At 63.7% G+C, this 22,085-nt stretch carries 13 protein-coding genes; 9 read left to right on the top strand and 4 right to left on the bottom strand.

The genetic code is table 11. The features are described from left to right. The first annotated feature begins 12 nt into the window (after positions 1–12). The 9 genes from P0D70_RS13530 (at position 13) to P0D70_RS13490 (ending at position 15,468) form a co-directional block, all read left to right on the top strand. Positions 13–5,022, top strand: coding sequence for an AAA family ATPase (locus P0D70_RS13530; protein ID WP_408184860.1), 5,010 nt, complete (start codon positions 13–15; stop codon positions 5,020–5,022). Next, the gene (locus P0D70_RS13525) at positions 5,015–7,981 is read left to right on the top strand and encodes a PAS domain S-box protein (RefSeq protein ID WP_408184859.1); all 2,967 of its coding nucleotides are present in this window, start codon (positions 5,015–5,017) and stop codon (positions 7,979–7,981) included. Before P0D70_RS13530 ends, P0D70_RS13525 begins: the two co-directional genes overlap by 8 nt. A 41-nt stretch (positions 7,982–8,022) precedes the next feature. Then, positions 8,023–9,141, top strand: a complete 1,119-nt coding sequence (locus tag P0D70_RS13520; protein WP_408184858.1) for a response regulator — start codon at positions 8,023–8,025, stop codon at positions 9,139–9,141. Positions 9,142–9,305: 164 nt separating this feature from the next. Then, the gene (locus tag P0D70_RS13515; RefSeq protein WP_408184857.1) at positions 9,306–10,067 is read left to right on the top strand and encodes an HAD family hydrolase; all 762 of its coding nucleotides are present in this window, start codon (positions 9,306–9,308) and stop codon (positions 10,065–10,067) included. Continuing rightward, the gene (locus P0D70_RS13510; protein WP_408184856.1) at positions 10,054–12,363 is read left to right on the top strand and encodes a glycoside hydrolase family 65 protein; all 2,310 of its coding nucleotides are present in this window, start codon (positions 10,054–10,056) and stop codon (positions 12,361–12,363) included. Before P0D70_RS13515 ends, P0D70_RS13510 begins: the two co-directional genes overlap by 14 nt. Before the next feature lie 285 nt (positions 12,364–12,648). After that, a complete protein-coding gene (gene phaP, locus P0D70_RS13505; RefSeq protein ID WP_408184855.1) occupies positions 12,649–13,068 on the top strand; it encodes a TIGR01841 family phasin in 420 nt (139 codons plus the stop codon). Between the two features lie 337 nt (positions 13,069–13,405). After that, positions 13,406–14,356 (top strand): DnaJ C-terminal domain-containing protein, encoded by a 951-nt coding sequence (locus tag P0D70_RS13500; RefSeq protein WP_408184854.1) that lies wholly within the window; start codon positions 13,406–13,408, stop codon positions 14,354–14,356. Then, positions 14,353–14,682, top strand: coding sequence for a chaperone modulator CbpM (locus tag P0D70_RS13495; RefSeq protein ID WP_091803277.1), 330 nt, complete (start codon positions 14,353–14,355; stop codon positions 14,680–14,682). The genes P0D70_RS13500 and P0D70_RS13495 overlap by 4 nt, the downstream gene beginning before the upstream one ends. Positions 14,683–15,015: 333 nt before the next feature. After that, entirely contained in the window at positions 15,016–15,468 is a 453-nt protein-coding gene (locus tag P0D70_RS13490; RefSeq protein WP_091803274.1) for a CBS domain-containing protein, read from the top strand. A 72-nt stretch (positions 15,469–15,540) separates the two neighbouring features. Here the strand turns inward: P0D70_RS13490 and P0D70_RS13485 are convergent, their stop codons facing one another. Genes P0D70_RS13485 through P0D70_RS13470 form a run of 4 tightly spaced genes read right to left on the bottom strand, consistent with a single transcriptional unit; the run spans position 15,541 to position 22,059 of the window. Next, the gene (locus P0D70_RS13485) at positions 15,541–16,665 is read right to left on the bottom strand and encodes an ABC transporter permease (protein WP_408184853.1); all 1,125 of its coding nucleotides are present in this window, start codon (positions 16,663–16,665) and stop codon (positions 15,541–15,543) included. A 2-nt stretch (positions 16,666–16,667) separates the two neighbouring features. After that, a complete protein-coding gene (gene rbbA, locus P0D70_RS13480) occupies positions 16,668–19,442 on the bottom strand; it encodes a ribosome-associated ATPase/putative transporter RbbA (protein WP_408184852.1) in 2,775 nt (924 codons plus the stop codon). Positions 19,443–19,462: 20 nt separating this feature from the next. Continuing rightward, positions 19,463–20,536 carry an HlyD family secretion protein gene (locus P0D70_RS13475; protein WP_091803266.1) on the bottom strand — a complete coding sequence of 358 codons (1,074 nt, stop codon included), beginning with the start codon at positions 20,534–20,536 and terminating at the stop codon, positions 19,463–19,465. Further along, complete coding sequence (locus P0D70_RS13470; protein WP_408184851.1) at positions 20,533–22,059, bottom strand: efflux transporter outer membrane subunit; 1,527 nt, start codon at positions 22,057–22,059, stop codon at positions 20,533–20,535. Before P0D70_RS13470 ends, P0D70_RS13475 begins: the two co-directional genes overlap by 4 nt. Positions 22,060–22,085: the final 26 nt, after the last annotated feature.

The following is a 22,085-nucleotide window of genomic DNA, read 5'->3' as shown; positions in this document are numbered from 1 at the left end:
GGCGGGGGCAGCATGATCGAGTTGGCAGGCTTCGGGTTTGAAACACTCTGTGACGACGGCGAGTTCCTGCTGTCCCGTATCGACCGGCGCGACGGCACGCCAACGTGGCTCACCGTCACCTTGCCGGCGCAGCAACCCAGCGCCACGAGTCAGGCGCGTCTCGAGCATGCGTATGAGTTGCGCGGCCTGCTCGACGGCCGGTTCGCCACCCGGCCGCACGCGCTGATCGAACACCGCGGCAGTACGGCGCTGGTGCTCGAAGACCCGGGCGGCGTGTCGCTGGCCGCGCTGCCGAAAGAGTCTTTGCCGCTTGGCCGCTTTCTGCTGGTTGCCGCCAATCTCGCGTCGGCGCTCGGCGCGCTGCATGGGCGCGGTCTGATCCACAAGGACATCCGGCCAGCCAATATTCTGGTGAATCCGGAAACGGGCGACGCGGCGTTGACTGGTTTCGGCATTGCCTCGCACGCGAGCGGCGAGGCGCTGGCCGGCGCGCTGCCTGACTTCACGGCGAGCGCGCTCGCCTATCTCGCACCGGAACAGACCGGCCGCATGAATCGCGCGATCGACTCGCGCGCCGACCTCTATTCGCTCGGCATCACGTTGTATGAGATGTTGAGCGGCGAGTCGCCGTATCGCGCGAACTCGCCGATCGAGTGGATCCACTGCCATATCGCCAGAACCCCCATTCCGTTGAACGAACTGGCCGGCAACGTGCCGCAACAGGTCGCCGCGATCGTCATGCGGCTGCTTGCGAAAACCGCCGAGGATCGCTATCAGACCGCGCAGGGTCTTGAAGACGATCTGCGCCGCTGCCTGAATGCCTGGGAACAAAACGGGCGCATCGAACCGTTCGCACTCGGCGCTCACGACTTGCCCGAACGCCTTGTGATTACCGAGCGCCTGTATGGCCGCGAAACGGAAACGCAGGCACTGGGCGCCGCGTTCGATCGCGTGGTGCGGCAAGGGGCGACGGAACTCGTGCTCGTGTCGGGCTATTCCGGGATCGGCAAATCGTCGCTCGTGCATGAACTGCGGACCAGCCTCGGGCCGTCCGGCGGGCACTTCGCCGCGGGCAAATTCGAACAGTACAAGCGCGATATCCCTTATGCGACGCTCGGGCAGGCGTTTCAGAGCCTGACGCAGCATGTCCTCGCCCAGGACGCGGAGCACCTGGCGCGTTGGCGCGGGCGGCTCGCCGAGGCAGTCGGTGCGAACGGTCAACTGATCGTCAACCTGATTCCGGAAGTCGAACAGATTCTCGGCCCGCAGCCGCCGGTGCCCGAGCTTTCGGCGCAGGAAGCGCAGGTTCGCTTCCAAGGCGTGTTCGGGCGCTTCATCGGCGCATTTGCGGACCCGGAACATCCGCTCGTGCTCTTTCTCGACGATTTGCAATGGCTCGACGCCGGCACGCTCAGTCTGCTCGAAAGCCTGCTTGCCGCGCCGAACCTGCGTAATCTGCTGCTCATCGGCGCCTATCGCGACAACGAGGTAGGGTCTGCCCATCCGCTCGCGCGCGCGCTCGTGGCGATCCGCGAGTTGGGCGTGCCCGTCCACGATATCGTGCTCGCGCCGCTGCAGCCTGGCGACGTGGCGCGTCTGATCGGCGAAGCGCTGCATGCCGCGCCGGCCGAGGTCGCGCCGCTCGCGCAATTCATTGTCGAGAAAACCGGCGGCAACCCTTTCTTCACGGTGCAATTTCTCAAGATGCTCGCCGAGCACCGGCACCTCGCGTTCGATCCGGTGAGCCGCGTGTGGGTATGGGACATGGCGGCGCTGCGCGAGGCGCGCTTTTCCGACAGCGTCGTCGACCTGATGGTCGGCAAGATCGAACGTGTGGCGGATGCCGCGCAGGCCGCGCTCAAACAGTTTGCGTGCTTCGGCAACAGCGCGGCGACCGCGATGCTCGCGCGAGTCAGTGGCAATTCGGACGCGGGCGTACACCGTGCGCTGGCCGATGCGGTGGAAGCGGGCCTCGTGTTCCGGCGCGAGCAGGGCTATGCGTTTTTGCACGACCGGGTCCAGGAAGCGGCCTACGCGCTGATTCCCGAAAACGAGCGCGCGGCCGCTCATCTGGGGATCGGCCGGATGTTCGCGACCAACGCAAGCGCCGCGGACATCGAGCAGAACATCTTCGAGATCGTCAACCAGTACAACCGCGCGATCGAAATTGTCGACGACCCCGCCGAGCGCCTACAGGTGGTGGAATTCAATCTGATTGCCGGGCGGCGCGCCAAGACGTCGTCCGCCTATGCGTCGGCGGCGACGTACCTGTCGATCGGCAGCGCCATGCTCGGCGACGCGGGATGGGAGACCTGCTACGCGCTCAAGTTCGCGCTTGAGAGCGGCCTCGCGGAGTGCGAGTTCCTTACCGGCGACACCGGCTTGGCCAAGGAGCGGCTCGCGGACCTCGCGCGGCGAGCGGTCGATCTGCCGGATCGGGCAACGGTGGCGTGGTTGCGTGTCACGCTGTTCACCGCGCTCGATCAGAGCGATCTGGCGGTGCAGATCTGCCTCGATTATCTGCGCGAGGTCGGCATCGACTGGCAGCCTCATCCCAGCCGCGAGGAGGCGCGCGGCGAATACGACCGGCTTCTCGCGCAGATCGGCGATTCTCCCATCGAGTCGTTGATCGATCTGCCGCTTCTCACTCATCGCGACCGGCGTGCCACGCTCGATGTGCTGACCGCGGTGCTGCCGCCGGCCTTTTTCAGCGACGAGAATCTCGTTTGCCTCGTGCTGTGCCGCATGGCGAACCTGAGCCTCGAACACGGCAATAGCGACGCGTCGTCGATCGGTTATGCCTACCTCGGCATGGTGGCCGGCCCGGTGTTCGGCGATTACGAGGCGGCGTTCCAGTTCGGCCGGCTTGGCCTCGCGCTCGTCGACGAACGCGGGCTGCAACGTTTCAGGCCGCGCGTCTACATGTGCTTCGCGTATCACGTGATGCCGTGGACGAAACACATTCGCACTGCTTTGCCGCTGTTGCGGCGCGCGTTCGACGTCGCCAGCGAGAGCGGCGACCTCACGTACACCGGCTTCAGCAGTTGCTGCCTCGTCACGAGCCTGCTGGCCGCGGGCGATCCTCTCGCCGATGTCGAGCGCGTGGCGCAGCAGCGTTTGGGCGTGGTGCAGGCCGCGAAATTCGGGCTGATCGTCGACATTATCGGGTCGCAGTTGCAACTGATTCGAAGCCTGCGCGGGCTGACACCCACATTCGGCTCCTTCAACGATGAGGCATTCGACGAAACTACCTTCGAGGCGCATCTCGAAGCCGATCCCTGTCTCTCGATCGCGACGTGCTGGCACTGGATCCGCAAGCTGCAAGGGCGCTATTTCGCGGGAGATATAACGGAGGCGACGGCGGCCGCCGCGAAAGCGGCGCCGCTCTTGTGGACCTCGTCCGGTCACTTCGAAATCGCCGAATATCATTTCTACGCTGCCTTGGCATGCGCGCGCCAGTACGACGAGGCGCCGTCTTATCAGCATGAGGCGCAATACCGGGCGCTGGTCGAGCATCAAGCCAGACTCGTCACCTGGGCCGAACATTGTCCGGGCAATTTCGCCTGCCGTTCAGCGCTCGTGGCCGGCGAGATCGCGCGTATCAACGGCAACGAATTCGAGGCGATGCGCGAATACGAAAATGCAATCCGTCTCGCCCACGAGCACGAGTTTCCGTTGATCGAAGGGCTGGCGCATGAAGTGGCCGGCACGTTCTATCTGGCGCGTGGCTTCACGACCATCGCATTCGTCTATCTGGGCAACGCGCGGCTCGCTTACCTCCGGTGGGGCGCGTTAGGAAAGGTCGAGGCGCTCGACCGGCGCTATCCGAACCTGGTCCACGAACCGGCCGCCATTGCGCCGACGCGCAGCATCGTGGCGGAACAACTCGATGTCGAAACGGTCGTCAAGGCGTCGCAAGCCATTTCGGGCGAGATTGCCTTCGACAAACTGATCCGCACGTTGATGACCATCGTGCTCGAACATGCCGGCGCCGGACGTGCGCTGCTCGTTCTGCCGCGTGACGAGAAATTGTGGGTCGAGGCGCAGGCACTCGCGAATCGCGAGGGTATCGAGGTCCAGCTTCACAGCGCCGTTGTAACGCCGCGCGATGTGCCGGCCTCGATTCTGCATGCCAGCATTCGCACGCAGGAGCGCGTTCTGCTCGACGACGCGTCGCTGCCCAATCCGTTCTCGACGGACGAATACTTCCGCACGACGCGTGCTCGCGCGGTGCTCTGTTTGCCGCTCGTGAAGCAGGCGAAACTGATCGGCGTGCTGTACCTGGAAAACGATCTTGCGCCGGGCGTGTTCACGCCGGCGCGCCTCGCGGTGCTGGAGCTTCTCGCGTCGCAGGCCGCCATTTCGCTGGAAAACGCTTCGCTGGAAGAGAAAGAGGCGCTGCTCGAAGAGAAGGAAGCCTTGCTTCACGAAGTGCATCACCGGGTGAAAAACAATCTGCAACTGATCAGCAGCCTGCTCAACTTGCAGGCGGCGCGTGTGACCGACAAGGCCGTGGCTGAACTCTTCGCCGACAGCCGCAACCGGGTGCGTTCGATGGCGCTGGTGCACGAGAACCTGTATCGCGCCGGCAATTTTGCGCGGATCGAGATGGCGACCCATGTGAAGAATTTGTGCGGCCATCTGGCGCGCGCCTACGACATGCGCCAGATGGAAGTGGAGTTGTCGGTCGAGGTCGACGATGTGCAGCTCGATATGAACCGCGCCGTATCGTGCGGGCTGATTATCAACGAGCTGGTGTCCAACGCCTTGAAGCACGCGTTTCCGCACGGGCGCGGCGGTTGCGTGCGCGTCGAACTCGGCGCGCTCGACAACGAGCGGTGCAGGTTGACTGTCGCGGACGACGGCGTCGGCATCGCGCCGGAATTCTCACTGGAAGAGGCGGACTCGCTGGGCCTGCAACTGGTTCACGACCTGACCCACCAGTTGCACGGCACCGTGGAGCTGAGCCGCGGCGGCGGCACGACCTGCAGCATTCTTTTCAACGCAACCGGACGTGGATAAGCACACTATGGCGCCCGCCCGCATTCTTGTAGTCGAGGACGATCGCGTTGTCGCCCGAGACATTGCGCAGCAGATGAGCCGCGCGGGCCACACCGTGGTCGGCATCACGGCGCGTGGCGAAGACGCATTGCCTCTTGCCGCCGAGACCGAGCCTGATCTGATCCTGATGGACGTGCGGCTGGAAGGCAAGCTCGACGGCATCGATACCGCGCGGCTGCTTCGCGAAAATATGAATCTGCCCGTGGTTTTCCTGACCGCATATGCCGACGAGGACACTGTCCGGCGCGCCACGGTCACCGAACCGTTCGGCTACGTTCTGAAGCCGTTCGACGACACGCAATTGAAGACCGTCGTCGAAATGGCGCTCTACAAGCATGGCGCGGAACGGCGGCTGCGCGAAAGCGAACAACGCTATGCCGTCACGCTCTCCAGTATCGGCGACGCGGTGATCGCGACCGATCGCGAGTCGCGCATCAACTTCATCAACCCGGTCGCCGAAGCGCTGACCGGCTGGCCGCGCGAGGCGGCAATGGGGCGGCCGCTCGCGGAAGTATTCCGCGTGATCAACGAGACCACCCGCGCGCCGGCCGAAGACCCGGTGGCAGCCGTGCTGGCGGCCGGGACGATCGTCGGGCTCGCGAATCACACGGTCCTGCTGGCGCGCGACGGCCGCGAGATCGCGATCGACGACAGTGGTTCGCCGATCGTCGACGAGCGCGGCGACATCCTCGGCGTGGTGCTGGTGTTTCGCGACGTGACGCAGCGGCGTCGCGCCGAAGAGGCCGAAATACTCCGCGAGACCAATGCACGCCTCGAATCGGCGATGTACGGGTCCAACGTCGGCGTGTGGGAAATCGACATGCCCGAGGGCGATCATCGCCGGGGCTTCGCGCGCTTCTCGAACATCTGGGAGTGGCTTGGCTATACGCGTCCGCAGACCTTGCTGGACTACGACGCCTATATGAGCATCCTGCTTCCGGAGGACCGCGCCGGCACCGAAGCCGCGATGCTCCGCTACCTCGGCAAAGAGGTCGATGTGTTCGAGGTGGAGAACCGCCTGTGCCATAGCGACGGAACCGTGCGGTGGGTGCTCGTGCGCGGCATGGCAACGTGGGACGCCGACGGCAAACCGATTCGCTTCGTCGGCAGTCTGGTAGATATTACCCAGCTGAAATTCACGGAACAGGCACTGCGTTCGAGCGAGGCGCGCTTTCGCGGCACCTTCGAAAATGCCGCGGTCGGCATCGTGCACTGCGATCTCGACGGGCGGTTCCTGCGCGTGAATCAGCGCTCGTGCGATATCGTCGGTTATGAGCGCGAGAGCTTATTGGAAAGGCGCTTCCAGGACATCGCCGATCCGGAATTCCTTGCCGCGAGTGCGGAGAAATTGCGGCAGTTGAGCGAAGGCCGACTCTCGCACTATTCGGAGGAAATGCCGCTTTTCGGGCGCGACGGCTCGCGGGTTTGGGTGAGCGTGTCAGTCGCGCTTCAGCGTGATTCGAGCGGACGGGCGATCCACACCATTGCGATTCTCCAGGATATCTCGGCGCGAAAGGCGCTCGAAGATACCGTGCGGGTTGCGAAAGACGCGGCGGAATCGGCGAACCGCGCGAAAGATCAGTTCCTTGCCAACATCAGCCACGAATTGCGCACGCCATTGAACGGCATTCTTGGTTACGCGCAGATCTTGCGGCGCGATGCGGCGATGACCGAACGGCAATTGGCGAGCCTGAGTGTCATCGAACAGAGCGGCGAGCATCTGCTCATGCTCATCAACGACCTGCTCGACTTCGCGCGTATCGAGGCGGGCAAGCTCGAACTGAACGTGACGGACGTGCCGCTCGGACCGTTCTTGCGTGTAATCGCCGAGATAGTGAGCGTTCGCGCCGACCAGAAGCAACTGATCCTCAACTACGAGGTGCCGCCAAATCTGTCGAAGGTGATTCGCGTCGACGAGAAGCGCCTTCGCCAGGTGTTGTTGAATCTGCTTGCCAATGCGGTCAAATTCACGGACCACGGTGAAGTGACGCTGGCCGTACGCGTGATTAGCGACGCACGGCTGCGGTTCGAGGTGCGCGATACCGGCGTCGGCGTGAGTCCGGACAGGCTCGAGACGATCTTTCAGCCGTTCGAACAGGCCGGCGATTTCACCCGGCGCACCGGCGGCGTGGGTCTCGGGCTCGCAATCAGCCGTCAGTTGGTGCGCATGATGGGCGGCGAAATCAAGGTGGTGAGCGTCGTCGGTCAGGGCAGCATGTTCTGGTTCCAGCTCGATGCGCCGGTTTCGTATGCGCCGGCCTCGGATTGCGCTCCGGCGCTGGAGATCCTGGGCTGTGACGGCAATGAGCGCCATGTGCTGGTGATCGACGACGTTGCCGCGAATCGCGCGCTGATCGTCGACGCGCTGCAACGCTGCGGCTTTCGCGTCTCGGAGAGTGCCGACGGCCGCGATGCGTTGGCCAAAGCAATGGCATCGCCGCCCGATCTGATCCTGCTCGACACCGTCATGCCGGTGATGGGCGGCATCGAAATGCTCGGGCATATTCGCGCCTCGGAGGAGTTGCGTCATGTGCCGGTGATCGCCGTGTCCGCAGACGCATCGCAACGCAACGCGCAGGCGAACCTCGGTGCGGGCGCGGACGTCTTTCTCGAGAAGCCACTCGATCTCGACCGGCTGTTAAAAGAGATCGCCGCGCTACTCTGCTTGAAATGTTCGATTCGTCCAACGCCCGTCGGAGCGGACGCAGCGCTGATCGCGCCGCCGCGCGATGAACTGGCCGTGCTGCATCGCTTTGCGTTGCTGGGGTCGATGCGCGACATCGTGCGTCATGCGGATCGTCTCGTCAGCCTCGACAGCCGTTATGAACCCTTTGCGGCGCTGGTGCGCCGTCTGGCAGCAGGCTACGAGTCGCAAGCCTTGCTATCGCTGATAGAACAACATCTGGATATCAACTCGTGAGCTTAGCCGAACCATTCGATACCGATACGCCCGTTGTGCTCGTGGTTGACGACACGCCCGCCAATCTCGGGCTGGTGGTCGAATGTCTGGAGAGCAATAACCTGAGGGTGGCGATCGCCCGCGATGGCATGGAGGCATTGCGGCGTGCGGAACTGGCGCAACCCGATTTGATCCTGCTCGATGTGATGATGCCGGGACTCGACGGTTTCGAAACTTGCCGGCGACTCAAGGCGATGGAGAAAACCTGCGACATTCCGGTGATCTTCATGACTTCCCTGACGCGGACCGAGGATAAGATCACGGGCTTTCGTGCAGGCGCGGTGGACTACATTACCAAGCCGTTGCAGATGGAAGAATTGGCCGCGCGAGTGGATACGCACCTGAAACTGCGGGCGTTGCAGCAATTGCAGGAAAAGCACAATGTCCAGTTGCAACAGGAAGTGAAGACCCGCAAGCAGGCCGAAGAGGCGCTGATCGAAGTGATTCATGGTGTGCGCAACGTGTCGAACGCCATTGCTCATGATTTGCGCACGCCGTTGACCGAATTGCGTGCGCGGCTCGAAGTGCTGACTCGCACGTCGAAACGGCTGGGCAATGAGGAGATACTGCCGGAGTTGGAGGTGGCGCTGTCGGATGTCGACCGGGTGATCAGTATCTTCAACGCGCTATTGCGTCTTGCCGAAATCGACGCGGGTGTCAGGCGCTCGGGTTTTGCGCCGTGCGATCTGAAGACGATTGTTTCGGATGCCGTTGAATTTTATCAACCTGTAGCTGAATTGCGCGGGGTCGCGTTGTCGCTGGAATGCGGGGACGATCTCACGGCCGTGGCCGATCAGCTTTTGCTGGCGCAAGCGATCGGCAATCTGATTGACAACGCGCTGAAGTTTGCGCCGGACTGTGGTGAAACCAAAGTGGTTGCGATTCGCCACGACGACATGATCTCGATCTCGGTGGCGGACGACGGTCCTGGCATTCCGGACGCGCAAAAGCCCAAGGTGACCGAGCGTTTTTATCGCGGCGACGCAAGTCGCGGAACCCCCGGCGTGGGGCTTGGCCTGGCGCTTGTGAAGGCGGTGGCGACGCTGCACCGGGGATCGCTGGAGTTTGCTGACAATAACCCTGGCCTGATTGCGACGCTAAGGGTCAGTTGTCGTCTTTGAGGTTTGAAGCGCCTCGATTCATCGAGCGGGATTTTGCGGGCTTGAATGTTTTCCTGACCCGTCGAGCGTTTGTCGGCTATTGTGCATCCAGACACGACGCGATTCGTTGCGTCAAACGTAGCCAGGCGCGGCAGATTGCGACCGCCCGCCATCACTCTGGACAAATGCCACGCATGATAGTCCGCCAATCCCGAGCCCCGCCGCCAGATCCCCATCGCATACTGTCCGCCGGCATTTTCGATGTCGACGGCGTGCTGCTCGCGTCGCCCCATGAACGAGCCTGGCGCGAAGCGCTCACAGGCTTCGCCGACCCAGCACGCTTCACCACGGCGATCTATCAATCCCAGGTGGCCGGCAAGCCACGGTTCAGCGGCGCGCTTGCCGCGCTGCAAGCGCTGGGGGTCCCGAATGCCGCACAACGTGCCGAAGCCTACGCAGAGAGCAAGCAGAGGCGGCTGGAGGCGCTGATCGGCGCAGGAGCCGTGTCCGCCTTCGCGGACGCGCTTCGCTTCGTCAATGCGGTGAGGACGCTGGGTTTTCCGATTGCCGTTGCGTCGTCCTCGAAAAACGCGAACGACATGATACGGCGCATCCCGCTCGACGATCACCACAGCCTGTTCGATGTATTCGGCGCCAATGTGTGCGGCCGCGATTTGCCTGCCGGCAAGCCGGATCCGGCGATATTCCTGCTCGCTGCCGCGGAGCTGCCCGCCGTGCCTGAGCACTGCTTCGTGGTCGAAGACGCGCCGGCTGGTATCGAGGCCGCCCGCGCCGCTGGCATGGCGGCACTTGGCGTCGCGCGCCTGCACGACGCGACCTCGCTGCAAGCGGCAGGCGCCGATCTCGTCGTGACCAGTCTGGACGAAGTTGATCTCGATCAACTGTCTCGTGGAAGGCTTTGCCGGCGGATTCATGAAAAGTCCTGAACAGTTGGATGAAGTGATGCGCCCAACTGCCGATTCGAGCTGGATCGTGGCCGAAGGTGGCTACGACTCGTTGCTTGAGCGCAGCCGCGCCGCGCGCTTCGCGATCAGTAACGGCTTTTTCGGTGTGCGCGGCGCGCGCGCGATACACCGTGGCGGCCGCTGGGTGGCCACCTCGCGGACCCTCGTCGCGGGACTCTTCGATACGGCCAGTGAAGAACCTGGCATTCCCAAGCTCGCCGTCGCGCCCGATTGGCTGAAAGTCCGGCTTCTGCTGCAAGGGCAGCCTCTGATTCACCACGATCATGACGAAGCGCGGCAGGAGAGGATTCTCGACATGCGCCGCGGTGCGTTGATCAGCAAGGCGCGCCTGTCGAACGCGTCCGCTTTCGGCGTCAAGTTGCGCAGTTTCCATATGACGTCTCTCAGCCAGCGCGCGATTGGAATGCAAATCATCCTGCTGGAAATGGAGCAGGGCGGGATCGAGGTGACGCTGGAAGCGTCGATCGATGCAGTGGATATCGGTCTCGTGTCCGAACGCGCGGAGCAGGGCCTTAGCGTGTGGCGCGCGGCCTCCTCCGGCACACGCCTCGCAATGGCCACCGCGGTATCGCTACAGATCGACCACCAGCTCGTTTCTCCTACCGTATGCGGCCCGTCGCAATGGTCGTGGAAGTGGACTTCGACCCCGGGGCAGGTCGTCTGTCTCGCGCGGATGGTCGCCATGGCACGCGCAGGCAAAGAAGCTATCGATCCCGCTCGCAGCGCGCAGGCCGCTTTGAACTCCGCGCAGACCCTCGGCTGGCCGGCCGTGATAGCGGCGCACGAGAAGGCCTGGGAAGAGCGCTGGGCATGCAGCGACGTCGAGATCGACGGCGATTCGCGCGCGCAACGCGCTCTTAGATTCGCGCTCTACCATCTGAACGGCGCGGCCAATCCAGCCGACGACGACGTTTCGATCGCCGCGCGGGCGCTGACGGGCGACGACTATCACGGACATGTCTTCTGGGACACGGAAATCCATCTGTTGCCGTTTTACACGCTGACGTGGCCCGAGGCAGCAAGGGCGCTGTTGATGTATCGCTTTCACACACTCGCCGGGGCGCGGGGGAAAGCCGCGGTAATGGGCTGGCAGGGTGCGTTGTATGCGTGGGAGTCCGCCGATACCGGCGCGGAGGCGTGCCCTGCTCAAGTTGTCGGCCCTGATCGGAAGCTGGTGGATGTCAAATGCGGTAAGCAGGAACAGCATATCAGCGCGGACGTTGCGTACGCCGTCTGGCAATATTGGCGGGCCACTGGAGATGACGCATTCCTCCGCGAGGCCGGTGCCGAGATTCTTCTGGAGACGGCACGTTTCTGGGCGAGCCGCGCGAAAAGAGAAGCGGACGGCCATTGTCATATTCGCGGCGTGATCGGTCCGGATGAATATCACGAATCGATTGATGACAATGCCTTTACGAACGTGATGGCGCGCTGGAATATCCGGCGTGCCGTCGAGACTGCGGCATTACTGCGTGCGCGCTGGCCGGAGAGTTGGCAACGTCTGTCGGAGCAACTCAATCTCGACGAAGCCGAACTGCAACGTTGGAGCACGGTTGCCGAGGCGATAGTCACGGGCTTCGATTCGAGCACCGGTTTGTTCGAGCAGTTCGCGGGATTCTTCGCGCTCGAAGACATCGACATCGCCGCCTATGCGGCCCGCTCAGTGCCGATCGACGTCGTGCTGGGCCGCGAGCGCATCCAGCGATCCCAGCTTGCCAAACAGGCCGATGTCGTCGCCCTGCTGGCGCTGCTGCCTGAAGAGTTTCCTGGCGACGCCGCTGTGGCGAACTTCAACTACTATGCGCCGCGCTGCGGTCATGGCAGTTCGTTGAGTCGCGCCATGCATGGCTTGGTCGCTGCCAGACTGGGTCAGTGCGAAGCGGCGCTCGACTGTTTTCGCAGAACCTCAGCCATCGATCTCGACGACACGCATGCCGCCATGGAGGGGGGCGTGCACATTGCCAGCCTCGGTGGCATGTGGATGATGGCGATACTGGGTTTCGCGGGCGTTTCGCTTGCCGATGACCATCTATGTCTGGCCCCGGCATTGCCCGCGTCGTGGAAGAACGTTGCCTTCGCGATGCAATGGCGAGGTCGTCATCTGCGGATCAGCATGGGTGAGGCGAGTGACGGCATTCGTGTAACGCTGGAAATGGGCGAAGCGATGAAGCTTGCAATCGGTGGTGAGATGTTCATGCTGAGCCGCGCGGCGCCGCTGCTCGTGAATCGCAAAACGCACATTGTGCCGGCCGCATAACAGGCGATGCCTCGGGATCGAGCCGTTCGATATCGGCAGAGGTTGATCTACCCCACGTCCCGGGCAACGTCCCGGTACGGCACCGTACCGATTTTCCTCGCCATTGCGTGCACCGTCATCTTCACTCTCGCGAAACTCGCGCAGGATGAGTCCCTGTTCTAAGCGAATCACCATTGGCTAGCGTGAGGCCGTCGACCAACTGACGGCGATCGCGGCCTGAAGCATGACCCACGGGATAACGATCGACGCTCACGCGTCGATCCCCCCATTTCACTGGAGACAAGCATGGCAACTGAAACCAACCCCATCGCCGAGATGACGAGAATGATGCAGGAATTCAAGATCCCAGGGTTCGATATGGCGCCGATCATCGAGTCGCGGCGCAAGGACATGGCGGCTCTCGTCGAGGCGAGCGAAGCGGCGCAATTGGCGATGCAGGCGCTCGTGCGCAGGCAGACCGAGATCGTGACCGAGGCAATGGCGGGCATCCAGGAATCGGCCAAAGCCTTGGGGGCCGGCGGCGCTCACGCGTCGGATCCTGGCCGGCAGGCAGCATTGTTGAACGACGCTTATCAGAAGTCGCTTGCCGATATGAAGGAGCTTGCCGAGATGGCGCGCAAGTCGCAGGTGGACGCAATGGCCATCATCACGAAGCGGGGCACCGAAAGTCTCGCGGAAACGAGAAAGCTGATGCAGGCCGGATAACGGCACGGGTAGGGGGTACGCTTCGGGTGCGCAGGCCGCTGCGTATCCGGGCCGAATCGCTGATACGTTGCTAACTCGGAATGCACGGACGCGTGCTTGAGCGTGTGCGAAACGTCGCTACGGCGGTTCACGAACAGATGTTTTTCTTCGCCTTTAAAGCGCTCCCCGGCGGATAGCGGCGACGACTTCCTGCAGACCGCCTTTCCCGCTTTGACCCGAAGCGGTGTAGCGAACGCGCAATTTTGCTGGCCCGGCCGGATTGGTATAAAGTCAGTCCGTAATCGTCACGCGATGGATACCCATTGCCGCTCCCATCCCTCATGGGTCTGCCGCCAGTATGAAATACAAAGACTATTACGAAGTCCTGGGTCTCGAGCGAAGCGCGTCTCAGGATGACGTCAAACGTTCGTATCGGAAGCTCGCGCGCAAGTATCACCCGGACGTCAGCAAGCATGCCGACGCCGAAGATCGTTTCAAGGAGCTGGGCGAAGCCTACGAGGTGCTCAAGGACCCGGAGAAGCGCGCGGCCTATGACCGCATGGGCAGCGAATGGCGCAACGGCCAGGAATTCCAGCCGCCGCCGAACTGGGACGAGGGTTTCGAATTCAGTGGCGCGGGCAACGAGGCCGGCGAGCAGGCCGATTTCCACGATATCTTCGAGAAGATGTTCGGCGGCGCGCGCGGTGCGCGTGGCGCGCATCCTCGGCAGCGGCCTTTCGACGCGCGCGGCGAAGACCATCACGCCAAGGTGCTGATCGATCTCGAAGACGCGTATCGCGGCGCGCAGCGCGCGATATCTTTGCAAATGCCGGTAGTCGATCCGCAAGGCCATGTTTCGCTGGAAACGCGAACGCTCAATGTCACCATTCCGAAGGGGATTCGCGCGGGCCAGCATCTGCGGCTGAGCGGCCAGGGCGCCGCGGGCGCCACGCCCGAAACGGCCGGCGACCTCTACCTGGAAATCGCCTTTCGGGAACACCCGCGCTTTCACGTGGACGGCCGCGACGTCTCGCTCGACTTGCCGGTGGCTCCTTGGGAGGCCGCGCTCGGCGCCCAGGTTACCGTGCCCACACCCGACGGTTCCGTCGAGATGACGGTGCCGGCGGGTTCTGCCGGCGGCAGGCGCTTGCGGCTCAAAGGCAAGGGCATTCCGGCCAACCCGCCTGGCGATCTGTATGTGATTCTGAACATCGTCCTGCCGCCGGCGGATAGCGACGCAGCGAAGGCCGCTTACGATGCGATGCGGCAGGCGTTCAATTTCGATCCGCGCGCACACTTCTATCGGTGATCATCGTGAAAGAGACGACTACGACGACCTATTTGCAAGGCCAGATTGTCGATGAGAACGTGGAGTTCACGCTGGTCGAATTGAGCCGGGTGAGCGGGGCATCGGAGGAGGAGTTGACGCTCTGGGTGGCTGAAGGCGTGTTCGAGCCCACGGGCGAGCGGCCGCAGGAATGGCGCTTCAGCGGCGCCGCGCTGCGGCGCGTGCAGACTGCGCAGCGGCTGGCGCACGACTTCCAGATCAATCCTCCGGGTGTCGCACTGGCGCTCGATCTGCTCGACGAGATCGACTTGTTGCGCTCGCATGTAAAACGCGCTCGCGGGAGTTAGGCGAGCCTGCGCGTCATTCAGCGTTAGACACGCGAGCCCCTGCCTGATATCGCCGCGACACGGCGCTTCGAGGGCGACGCAGTATTGCGTCGGTTGAACCCATCTCAGGCGCCATGTTCGAAGGGCGATTGATGCAAATCAACCCATTCGTAGTTGCAGTTGTCGAGCGGCGTGCCGCGTGGTGCAACGCGGTATCGCGCGTGCGTTCGCGTATCGGCCATTCGGACACTCTCTCAGTTGACTGTAGTCAATGGTTGGTTCGTTCATCCGGATAATCTGAATTGGATTGAGTCCCGGCGAGTCATGGACTCTCTTCTCGGGAGGATACGGAAAATGAATGCGGGCGATATCTGTACAAGAGACGTTGTGACGTGCGGACTGAACACGACCGTGCTGGAAGCATGCCGGATCATGCGCGATCGTCACGTGGGCGATGTCGTGGCCGTGGAGAAGAGCGCGGACGGGAAGCTCCATGCTCGCGGCATGCTGACCGACCGCGATATCGTGCTGGCGGTTGTAGCACGAGAAGTCGATGCGTTCGGGCTTTTCGTCGGCGATGTCATGTCCTCGCCGCTCATCGTCGCGTACGAGGGGGAAGACGTCTGGCAACTCGTCAAGCGGATGCGATTGCATGCCATACGGCGCATGCCGGTGGTCAGCGAGTCGGGTGAACTGGTCGGGCTGCTTTCGTTCGACGATCTCCTCGACGCGGCATGCGCATTCCTCGCCGAACTATCCCTCGTGACAGCGCGGCAGCCGCATTTCGAGGAGAAAAATCGCGCCTGAGCTTTTCTGCCGCATCAGGCATGTGTGCGGGGCACGAGGGTCGTCTGGCGTGCGTCGGCCCAAGCATGCAAGTCAGGCCATCTGACCGATGGTTCTGCGAAAACGCTGCAATGCCATTGCAAACAGAACCGACCCGATCGCGATCAGAATCAGGAACGGCCGCCACGCGACATCGAGGCCGGCGCCGCGATACAGGATGGCCTGCCCAAGCTCGACGAAGTGAGTCGTGGGTGCGAAAAGCATGACGTCCTGCACGATCTTCGGCATGCTTTCCCGCGGGGTGATGCTTCCGGACAGCATCTGCAAAGGCAGCAGCACGAGGACCACCAGCATGCCGAACTGCGGCATGCTGCGCGCGAGCGTCGCCATGTAAATGCCCATCGAGGTGGTGGCGAACAGATGCAGCGCGGTGCCGACCATGAACAGGGCCACCGAGCCTTCAATCGGCACATGCAGCGCGCCGCGCACCACGAACGTCAACGAAGCCGTGGCCACCACCATGACCACCAGCCCCATCGACCAGATTTTCGCCAGCATGATCTCTGCCGGCGTGACCGGCATGACGAGCAGGTGTTCGATCGTGCCGTGTTCGCGCTCGCGGATCAGCGCGGCGCCGGTGAGGATGATCGACAGCATCGTGACATTGTTGATGATTTCCATCAGCGCGCCGAACCAGGTCTGATCGAGGTTCGGATTGAAGCGCATATGCACGGCGAGATCGACGGGCGGCGCGGCGGTGTCGCGGTAGCGCGCCGCAAATCCGGCAATCTCGTCGGTCACGATCTGCTGCACGTAGCTGCTGCCCGTGAACGCCTGACTCATGCGGGTCGCGTCGACATTCAACTGGATCGATGCGGATCTTCCGGCCAGCACGTCGCGCTGGAAGTTCGGCGGAATGTCGAGCGCGAACGTGTATTCGCCCGTATCGAGCCCGCGGTCGACCTGCGCGGGGGTGATCAGGCGCGCAATGCCGAACTGCGGAGGGAAAAACGCCGAGGCGATGCGGGCGGACAACGGCGAGGCGTCTTCGTCGACGATCGCGATCGGCGCCATATGCAGCGTGTCGGGTTGTGCGGTAGCGGCGGAATAGATCGCCACCGTGAATGTATAAGCGATCAGCACCAGCATGGTCGGGTCGCGCCACAGGCTCCACAGTTCCTTGACGCCGAGGCGGTAGATGTTCGAGATGCGGCGCACAGTCAGGTCTCCTGCTTCTTGAGCAACGCCGTGGTCAAGCCGAGAACCACCGGTATGGCGGCCACGAGCGGCCAGAATTGCGCCTGAAGATCGGCGAAGCCCAGCGCCTTGTTGATGACACCGCGGCTGATCGTGAACATGTAGGTCGCCGGATAGATGGAGCCGACAATGCGCCCGCTGCCTTCCATTGACGACAGCGGATTGATCAGGCCGGAGAACTGGATCGCGGGAATGAGCGTGCCGATCATCGTCAGGAAGATGGCGGCGATCTGGCTGCGGGTGAACGTGGATGCCAGCATGCCGATCCCGGTCGCGACGATGCTGTACACCAGCACGGCGGCAAGCAGCGTCAGGAAGTTGCCTTTGACCGGCACGCCGAAAGCGATCCGCGCCAGCAGCGTCATCAGCAGGAAATTGAGCACGGCTAGTAACACGTAGGGCACCTGCTTGCCCATCAGGAACTCGCTGCGCGTGACCGGTGTGACATACAGATTGATGATCGAGCCGAGCTCACGCTCCCGCACGACCGCCAGCGCGGTCAGCATGGCCGGCAGCATGAGGAGCAGCAGCGGGATGATCGCGGGCACCATCGCGGGCGCGCTCCTCACGTCGGGGTTATAGCGAAAGCGCGTCTCGATGTTGACCTGCGGCGCGGGTGTCATGCCGAGCCGGTGAATGCTCTGCTCCATCAGCCAGGCTTGATGGAGCCCGAGCACATAGCCACGGATGGTTTCCGCGCGCTGCGGCATGGCGCCGTCGATCCACACGCCGAGTTGCACGGGCGTGCCGCGCTCCAGGTCACGTGCGAAGTGCGGCGGAATTTCGATCGCGAGCGACAGCTTGCCGCCGCGCATGCGCTTGTCCAACTCGTCGTAGTCGCTGAGCGGGGCCTGTTCCACGAAGTAGCGTGAGCCCGACATGTTCAGCGCATAGTCGTGACTCAGTTCAGTCTGGTCGCGGTCGAGGACGGCGTAGGTGAGACTTTCGACATCGAGACTCACGCCATAGCCCATCACGAGCATCAACACCAGCGAACCGAGCAGGGCGAGCGTGGCGCGCACAGGGTCGCGGCGCAGTTCGAGCGCCTCTCGCCACATATAGGTGAGCGCGCGGCTCAGGCTGAAGGCGCGCGGGCGTGAGCGGTTCGGCGACTCGGGCAGCGCGCCCGTGCCGGATTCGCTCGCGCTTGCCGGCACTTCGATCGTGGCTTCGACGCTGCCGCCTTCTTCCGCCTTGTCGGCACCCGCTTCGACCAGGTAGCCGATGAAGGCCTCTTCGAGCGTCGCCGCGCCGCGCAAGCGTACGAGTTCGGCCGGCGACCCGGTCGCGAGCACGCGGCCGGCATGCATCAGCGAGATGCGGTCGCAGCGCTCCGCTTCGTTCATGAAATGCGTCGAGATGAAGATCGTGACCTTGTCGCGGCGGGCGAGCTGGATCATCAACTGCCAGAAATTGTCGCGAGCGACGGGGTCGACGCCTGAAGTCGGTTCGTCGAGTATCAGCAGCTCGGGCTTGTGCACCATGGCGACGGCCAGCGAGAGGCGTTGCCGCATGCCGAGCGGCAGGCTGTCGGGCAACGCGTCGCGTACTTCGTCGAGGCCGAAGCGGCTCACCATCTCGTCGACTCTGGCGGCGATCGCCTCTGGCGGCACATGAAAGAGCTGTGCATGCAATATCAGGTTCTGCTGAACCGTCAGTTCGCCATACAGCGAGAATGCCTGCGACATGTAGCCGACGCGGGCGCGCGTGTCGATGTCGTTGGGATCGACTTCGCGTCCGAACAGCCTGGCCGTGCCTTCGCTCGCGGGCAGCAGGCCGGTTAGCATTTTCATCGTGGTCGACTTGCCGCAACCGTTGGAGCCGAGAAAGCCGAAGATCTCGCCGCTGCGAATGCGAAAGCTGACGTGGTCGACCGCGACGAAATCGCCGAAGCGCATGGTCAGATCGCGGGCTTCGATGGCGAGCTCGCCCGCGGCATCGGCGGGCAGTGGTTCAACGACGACCGGCTGGTGACCGCGGCGCCGTTCCTCGGGCAGCAACGCGATGAACGCCGCTTCCAGCGTGTCGCTGTTCGTGCGCGCGAGCAGGGCGCGCGGCTCGCCGGTCGCGAGGATCCGGCCCGCGTCCATCGCGACGAGCGTATCGAAGCGTTGAGCTTCGTCCATGTAAGCCGTCGCGACGATCACGCTCATGCCGGGGCGGCCCGCGCGAATACGCGCGATCAGATTCCAGAATTGCGCGCGAGCGAGCGGATCGACGCCGGTGGTCGGCTCATCGAGAATCAGCAGATCGGGGTCGTGGATCAGCGCGCAACAGAGCGCCAGCTTCTGTTTCATGCCGCCGGACAGTTTGCCCGCCGGCCGCGCGAGAAACGCCTGAAGGCCGGTGCTGCGAGTCAGCGAGTCGATGCGCTGGCGGCGCTCGGCGGCATCGTGGCCGAAGAGCCGCGCGAAGAATTGCAGGTTCTCCTCGACCGTCAGCGTCGGGTACAGATTCTTGCCCAAACCCTGCGGCATGTAGGCGATACGAGGGCAGACGAGCGCGCGGTGCCGGCGCGAGCGCATGTCGCCGCCCAGCACTTCGACGGCGCCTTGCTGAATGGCGCGGGCGCCCGCGGCAAGCGCCAGCAGGCTGGACTTGCCGACGCCGTCCGGGCCGATCAGCCCAGTCATGCGGCCTGCCGGAAAATCCAGCGTGAGGTTGTCGAGCGCAACGGTCTTCGCGTAACGCAGCGCGACGTCGCGCAGCCGGACGACCGGCGGGGCGTCTGCCGTCATCGCGCCACTCACTGCGCCTTTCACTGCGGCACCTTGATCGCGAGCGAAGCGGGCCACGCGGCATGCTGATCGATCCTGATCCAGGCGACACCCGGCAGGCCTGTCTTGACGAGCTTCAGATGCTGGAGCAGCAGTTCGCGGTTGATCCTCGCCTTGACGCGGAACATCAGTTTTTGGCGCTCACTGGTGGTTTCCACGGTCTTCGGCGTGAACTGCGCGGTGCTGGCCACGAACGAAACGGTCGCGGGAATCACATAGTTGGGCGCCGCATCGAGTATCACGCGCACTTCGGCGCCGAGTGCGACCTTGCCGACTACCGTCTCCGGCAGGAAGAACGTCATGTAGACATCGGAAAGATCGGCGATATTCAGGACCTTGCCACCCGCTGGGAGCACTTCGCCGGCCTCGGCGATCCGATATTGCACGCGGCCGTCACGTGGCGCCGTCAACTGGCTGTCGCTGATGTCGGCTTCCACGCGCGCCACGGTCGCGAGCGCGGCATGCTCCGCGGAATGCGCGGCGACGAGTTGCGCGCGCGTTGCATCGACGGCGGCCTGGGCGGCGGTGACCTGAGCGCTCGCGGCGCGCACCGTGGCTTGCGCGCCGCGCTCGCGGGCGCGATCGTCGTCGAGTTCCTGCATGGAGGACGCGCCGTCGCGCGACAGGGTTTCCGAGCGCGCCAGTTTGCGGCGCGCGGCGTCGAGTTCGCTTTCGCGCTGGGAGACGACGGCTTCGGCCGCCACCTTGTCGCTCTGCCGCTGCACGACCTGCGCTTCGATGCTGAGCGCGGTGTTGATCGCCTGCTGATGCTGCGCGCGGGCTTCGGCGAGTTGCGCGTCGAGCACGGTCACCTGCATCGTCGCAAGCGGCTGTCCCGCCTTGACGAAGTCGCCTTCGTCGACGGTAATGGTTTCGACACGGCCAGGCAGTTTGGTCGCCACGTCGATTTCGGTCGCCTCGATGCGGCCATTGCCGCTCACGAAACCTGCCGCGGGACCCGAGTCGTGCACCATCGTCCACGCGTAGTAGGAGGCCGCAACGATCACGGCCAGTAGGGCAACGGCGGCTATCTGTTTCTTTCTGCTGGGGCTCATGGCAATGGGCCTTGTTTGAGTGTGATGTCAGCGGCTGAAGGCGAGGGCGTCGGTTCCGCGTCCTGCACGCCTCCACCGAGCGCGGCATACAGCGCGACGCGGCTCGCGAGCAAGGCGCGGCGCGTCTGGATCAGCTGCTGTCGAGCGTTGAGCAGGTCGCGCTGTGCGTCGAGCACTTCCAGAAAGGGCGTCGCGCCGTTGTCGTACCGGAGCCTGGCAAGGCGCGCGCGCTCGGACTGCGCGACGAGCGTGTCGGTTTCCGCCCGAACCTGCGCGGCAAGCCACTCTCTCGCCGAGAGCGCGTCGGCTACGTCGCGAAACGCTTCCTGAATGGTCTTTTCGTATTGCGCCACCGCTTCGCCTTCGCGGGCCTTGGCGAGTTCCAGATTGTTGCGATTGCGCCCGGCGTCGAAGATGGGCAGCGAGATGTTGGGCATGAAGATCCACGCGCCGCTACCCGACGCGAACAGGCTATGCAGATCGGTGCTCGTCGAGCCGACGGCACCGGTGAGCGTGACGCGTGGAAAGAACGCCGCGCGCGCCGCGCCGATATTCGCATTGGCGGCGCGCAGCCGGTGTTCCGCCGCGACGATGTCCGGACGCCTTTCCAGCAACGATGACGGCAGTCCTGCCTGCAGGTCCGCGTACACGCTCGCGTCGTCCAGCGGGGCAGGCTGCAGCGGGGCGGGTGCGCCGACCAGTACGGCGAGCGCGTGGGCCTGAGTGGCGCGCGACTGTTCGAGCTGCGCAACCAGCGTCTGCGCCTGCTGCAACAGAATTTCCGACTGCCTGAGATCCAGCTTCGAGATCGCGCCGACTTCGAAGCGTCGGCGGAAGATGCGCAGCGATTCGGAACGGCTCGCGATCGTCTCCCTCGCCGCGGCAATGCGCTCATCGAGTTCGCGCAGCAGCAGGTAATTGTCCGCGACGTTCGCGATCACGCTGAGGGTGGCCGCACGGCGCGCGGCGTCGCTCGCCAGAAATTCTTCGAGGGCTGCGTCTTTCAGGCTGCGTACGCGGCCCCAGAAGTCGAGTTCCCAATTGCTTTCGGTTAGTCCGACCTGATACGCCTCGGCGTCGATACTTCCGCCTGGCAGCAACACGCCGGGCGCGCGGAAACGGACATAGGAGCCGCCGGCGGCGATCGTCGGAAAAGTATCGGCGCGGCGGATGCCGTAGGTTGCACGCGCTTCTTCGACACGCCTCACGGCAATGCGCAGATCGCGGTTTCCACTGAGCGCCTGCTCGATCAAGGCCTGCAGTTGGGCGTCGGGAAAGTAGCTGCGCCAGTCGATCTGAACCGTTGGCGATGTGCCGTCGGCGGGTGCTGGAGCGTCGGCGGACGGAGCGGCGGCCCACGTATCCGGAACCGGCAGCGCGGGACGCACATAGGACGGCGCGAGCGACATGCATCCGCCCAGGTTGAGCGCCGCGGCCAGTGCGAGCGCCGATGCGAACCCTGTGCCGCAGTGAGGCGAGCGGCGTGTTGCTGGCGGCGGTCGTGAGTGCGACGATGAGAACATGAGAGCGTCTGAGTCTGGTGAATTCG

This window comes from Paraburkholderia sp. RL17-381-BIF-C (assembly GCF_046026435.1).
In the GTDB taxonomy this organism is placed as follows: domain Bacteria; phylum Pseudomonadota; class Gammaproteobacteria; order Burkholderiales; family Burkholderiaceae; genus Paraburkholderia.
This window is presented reverse-complemented; position numbering and strand designations above follow the sequence as displayed.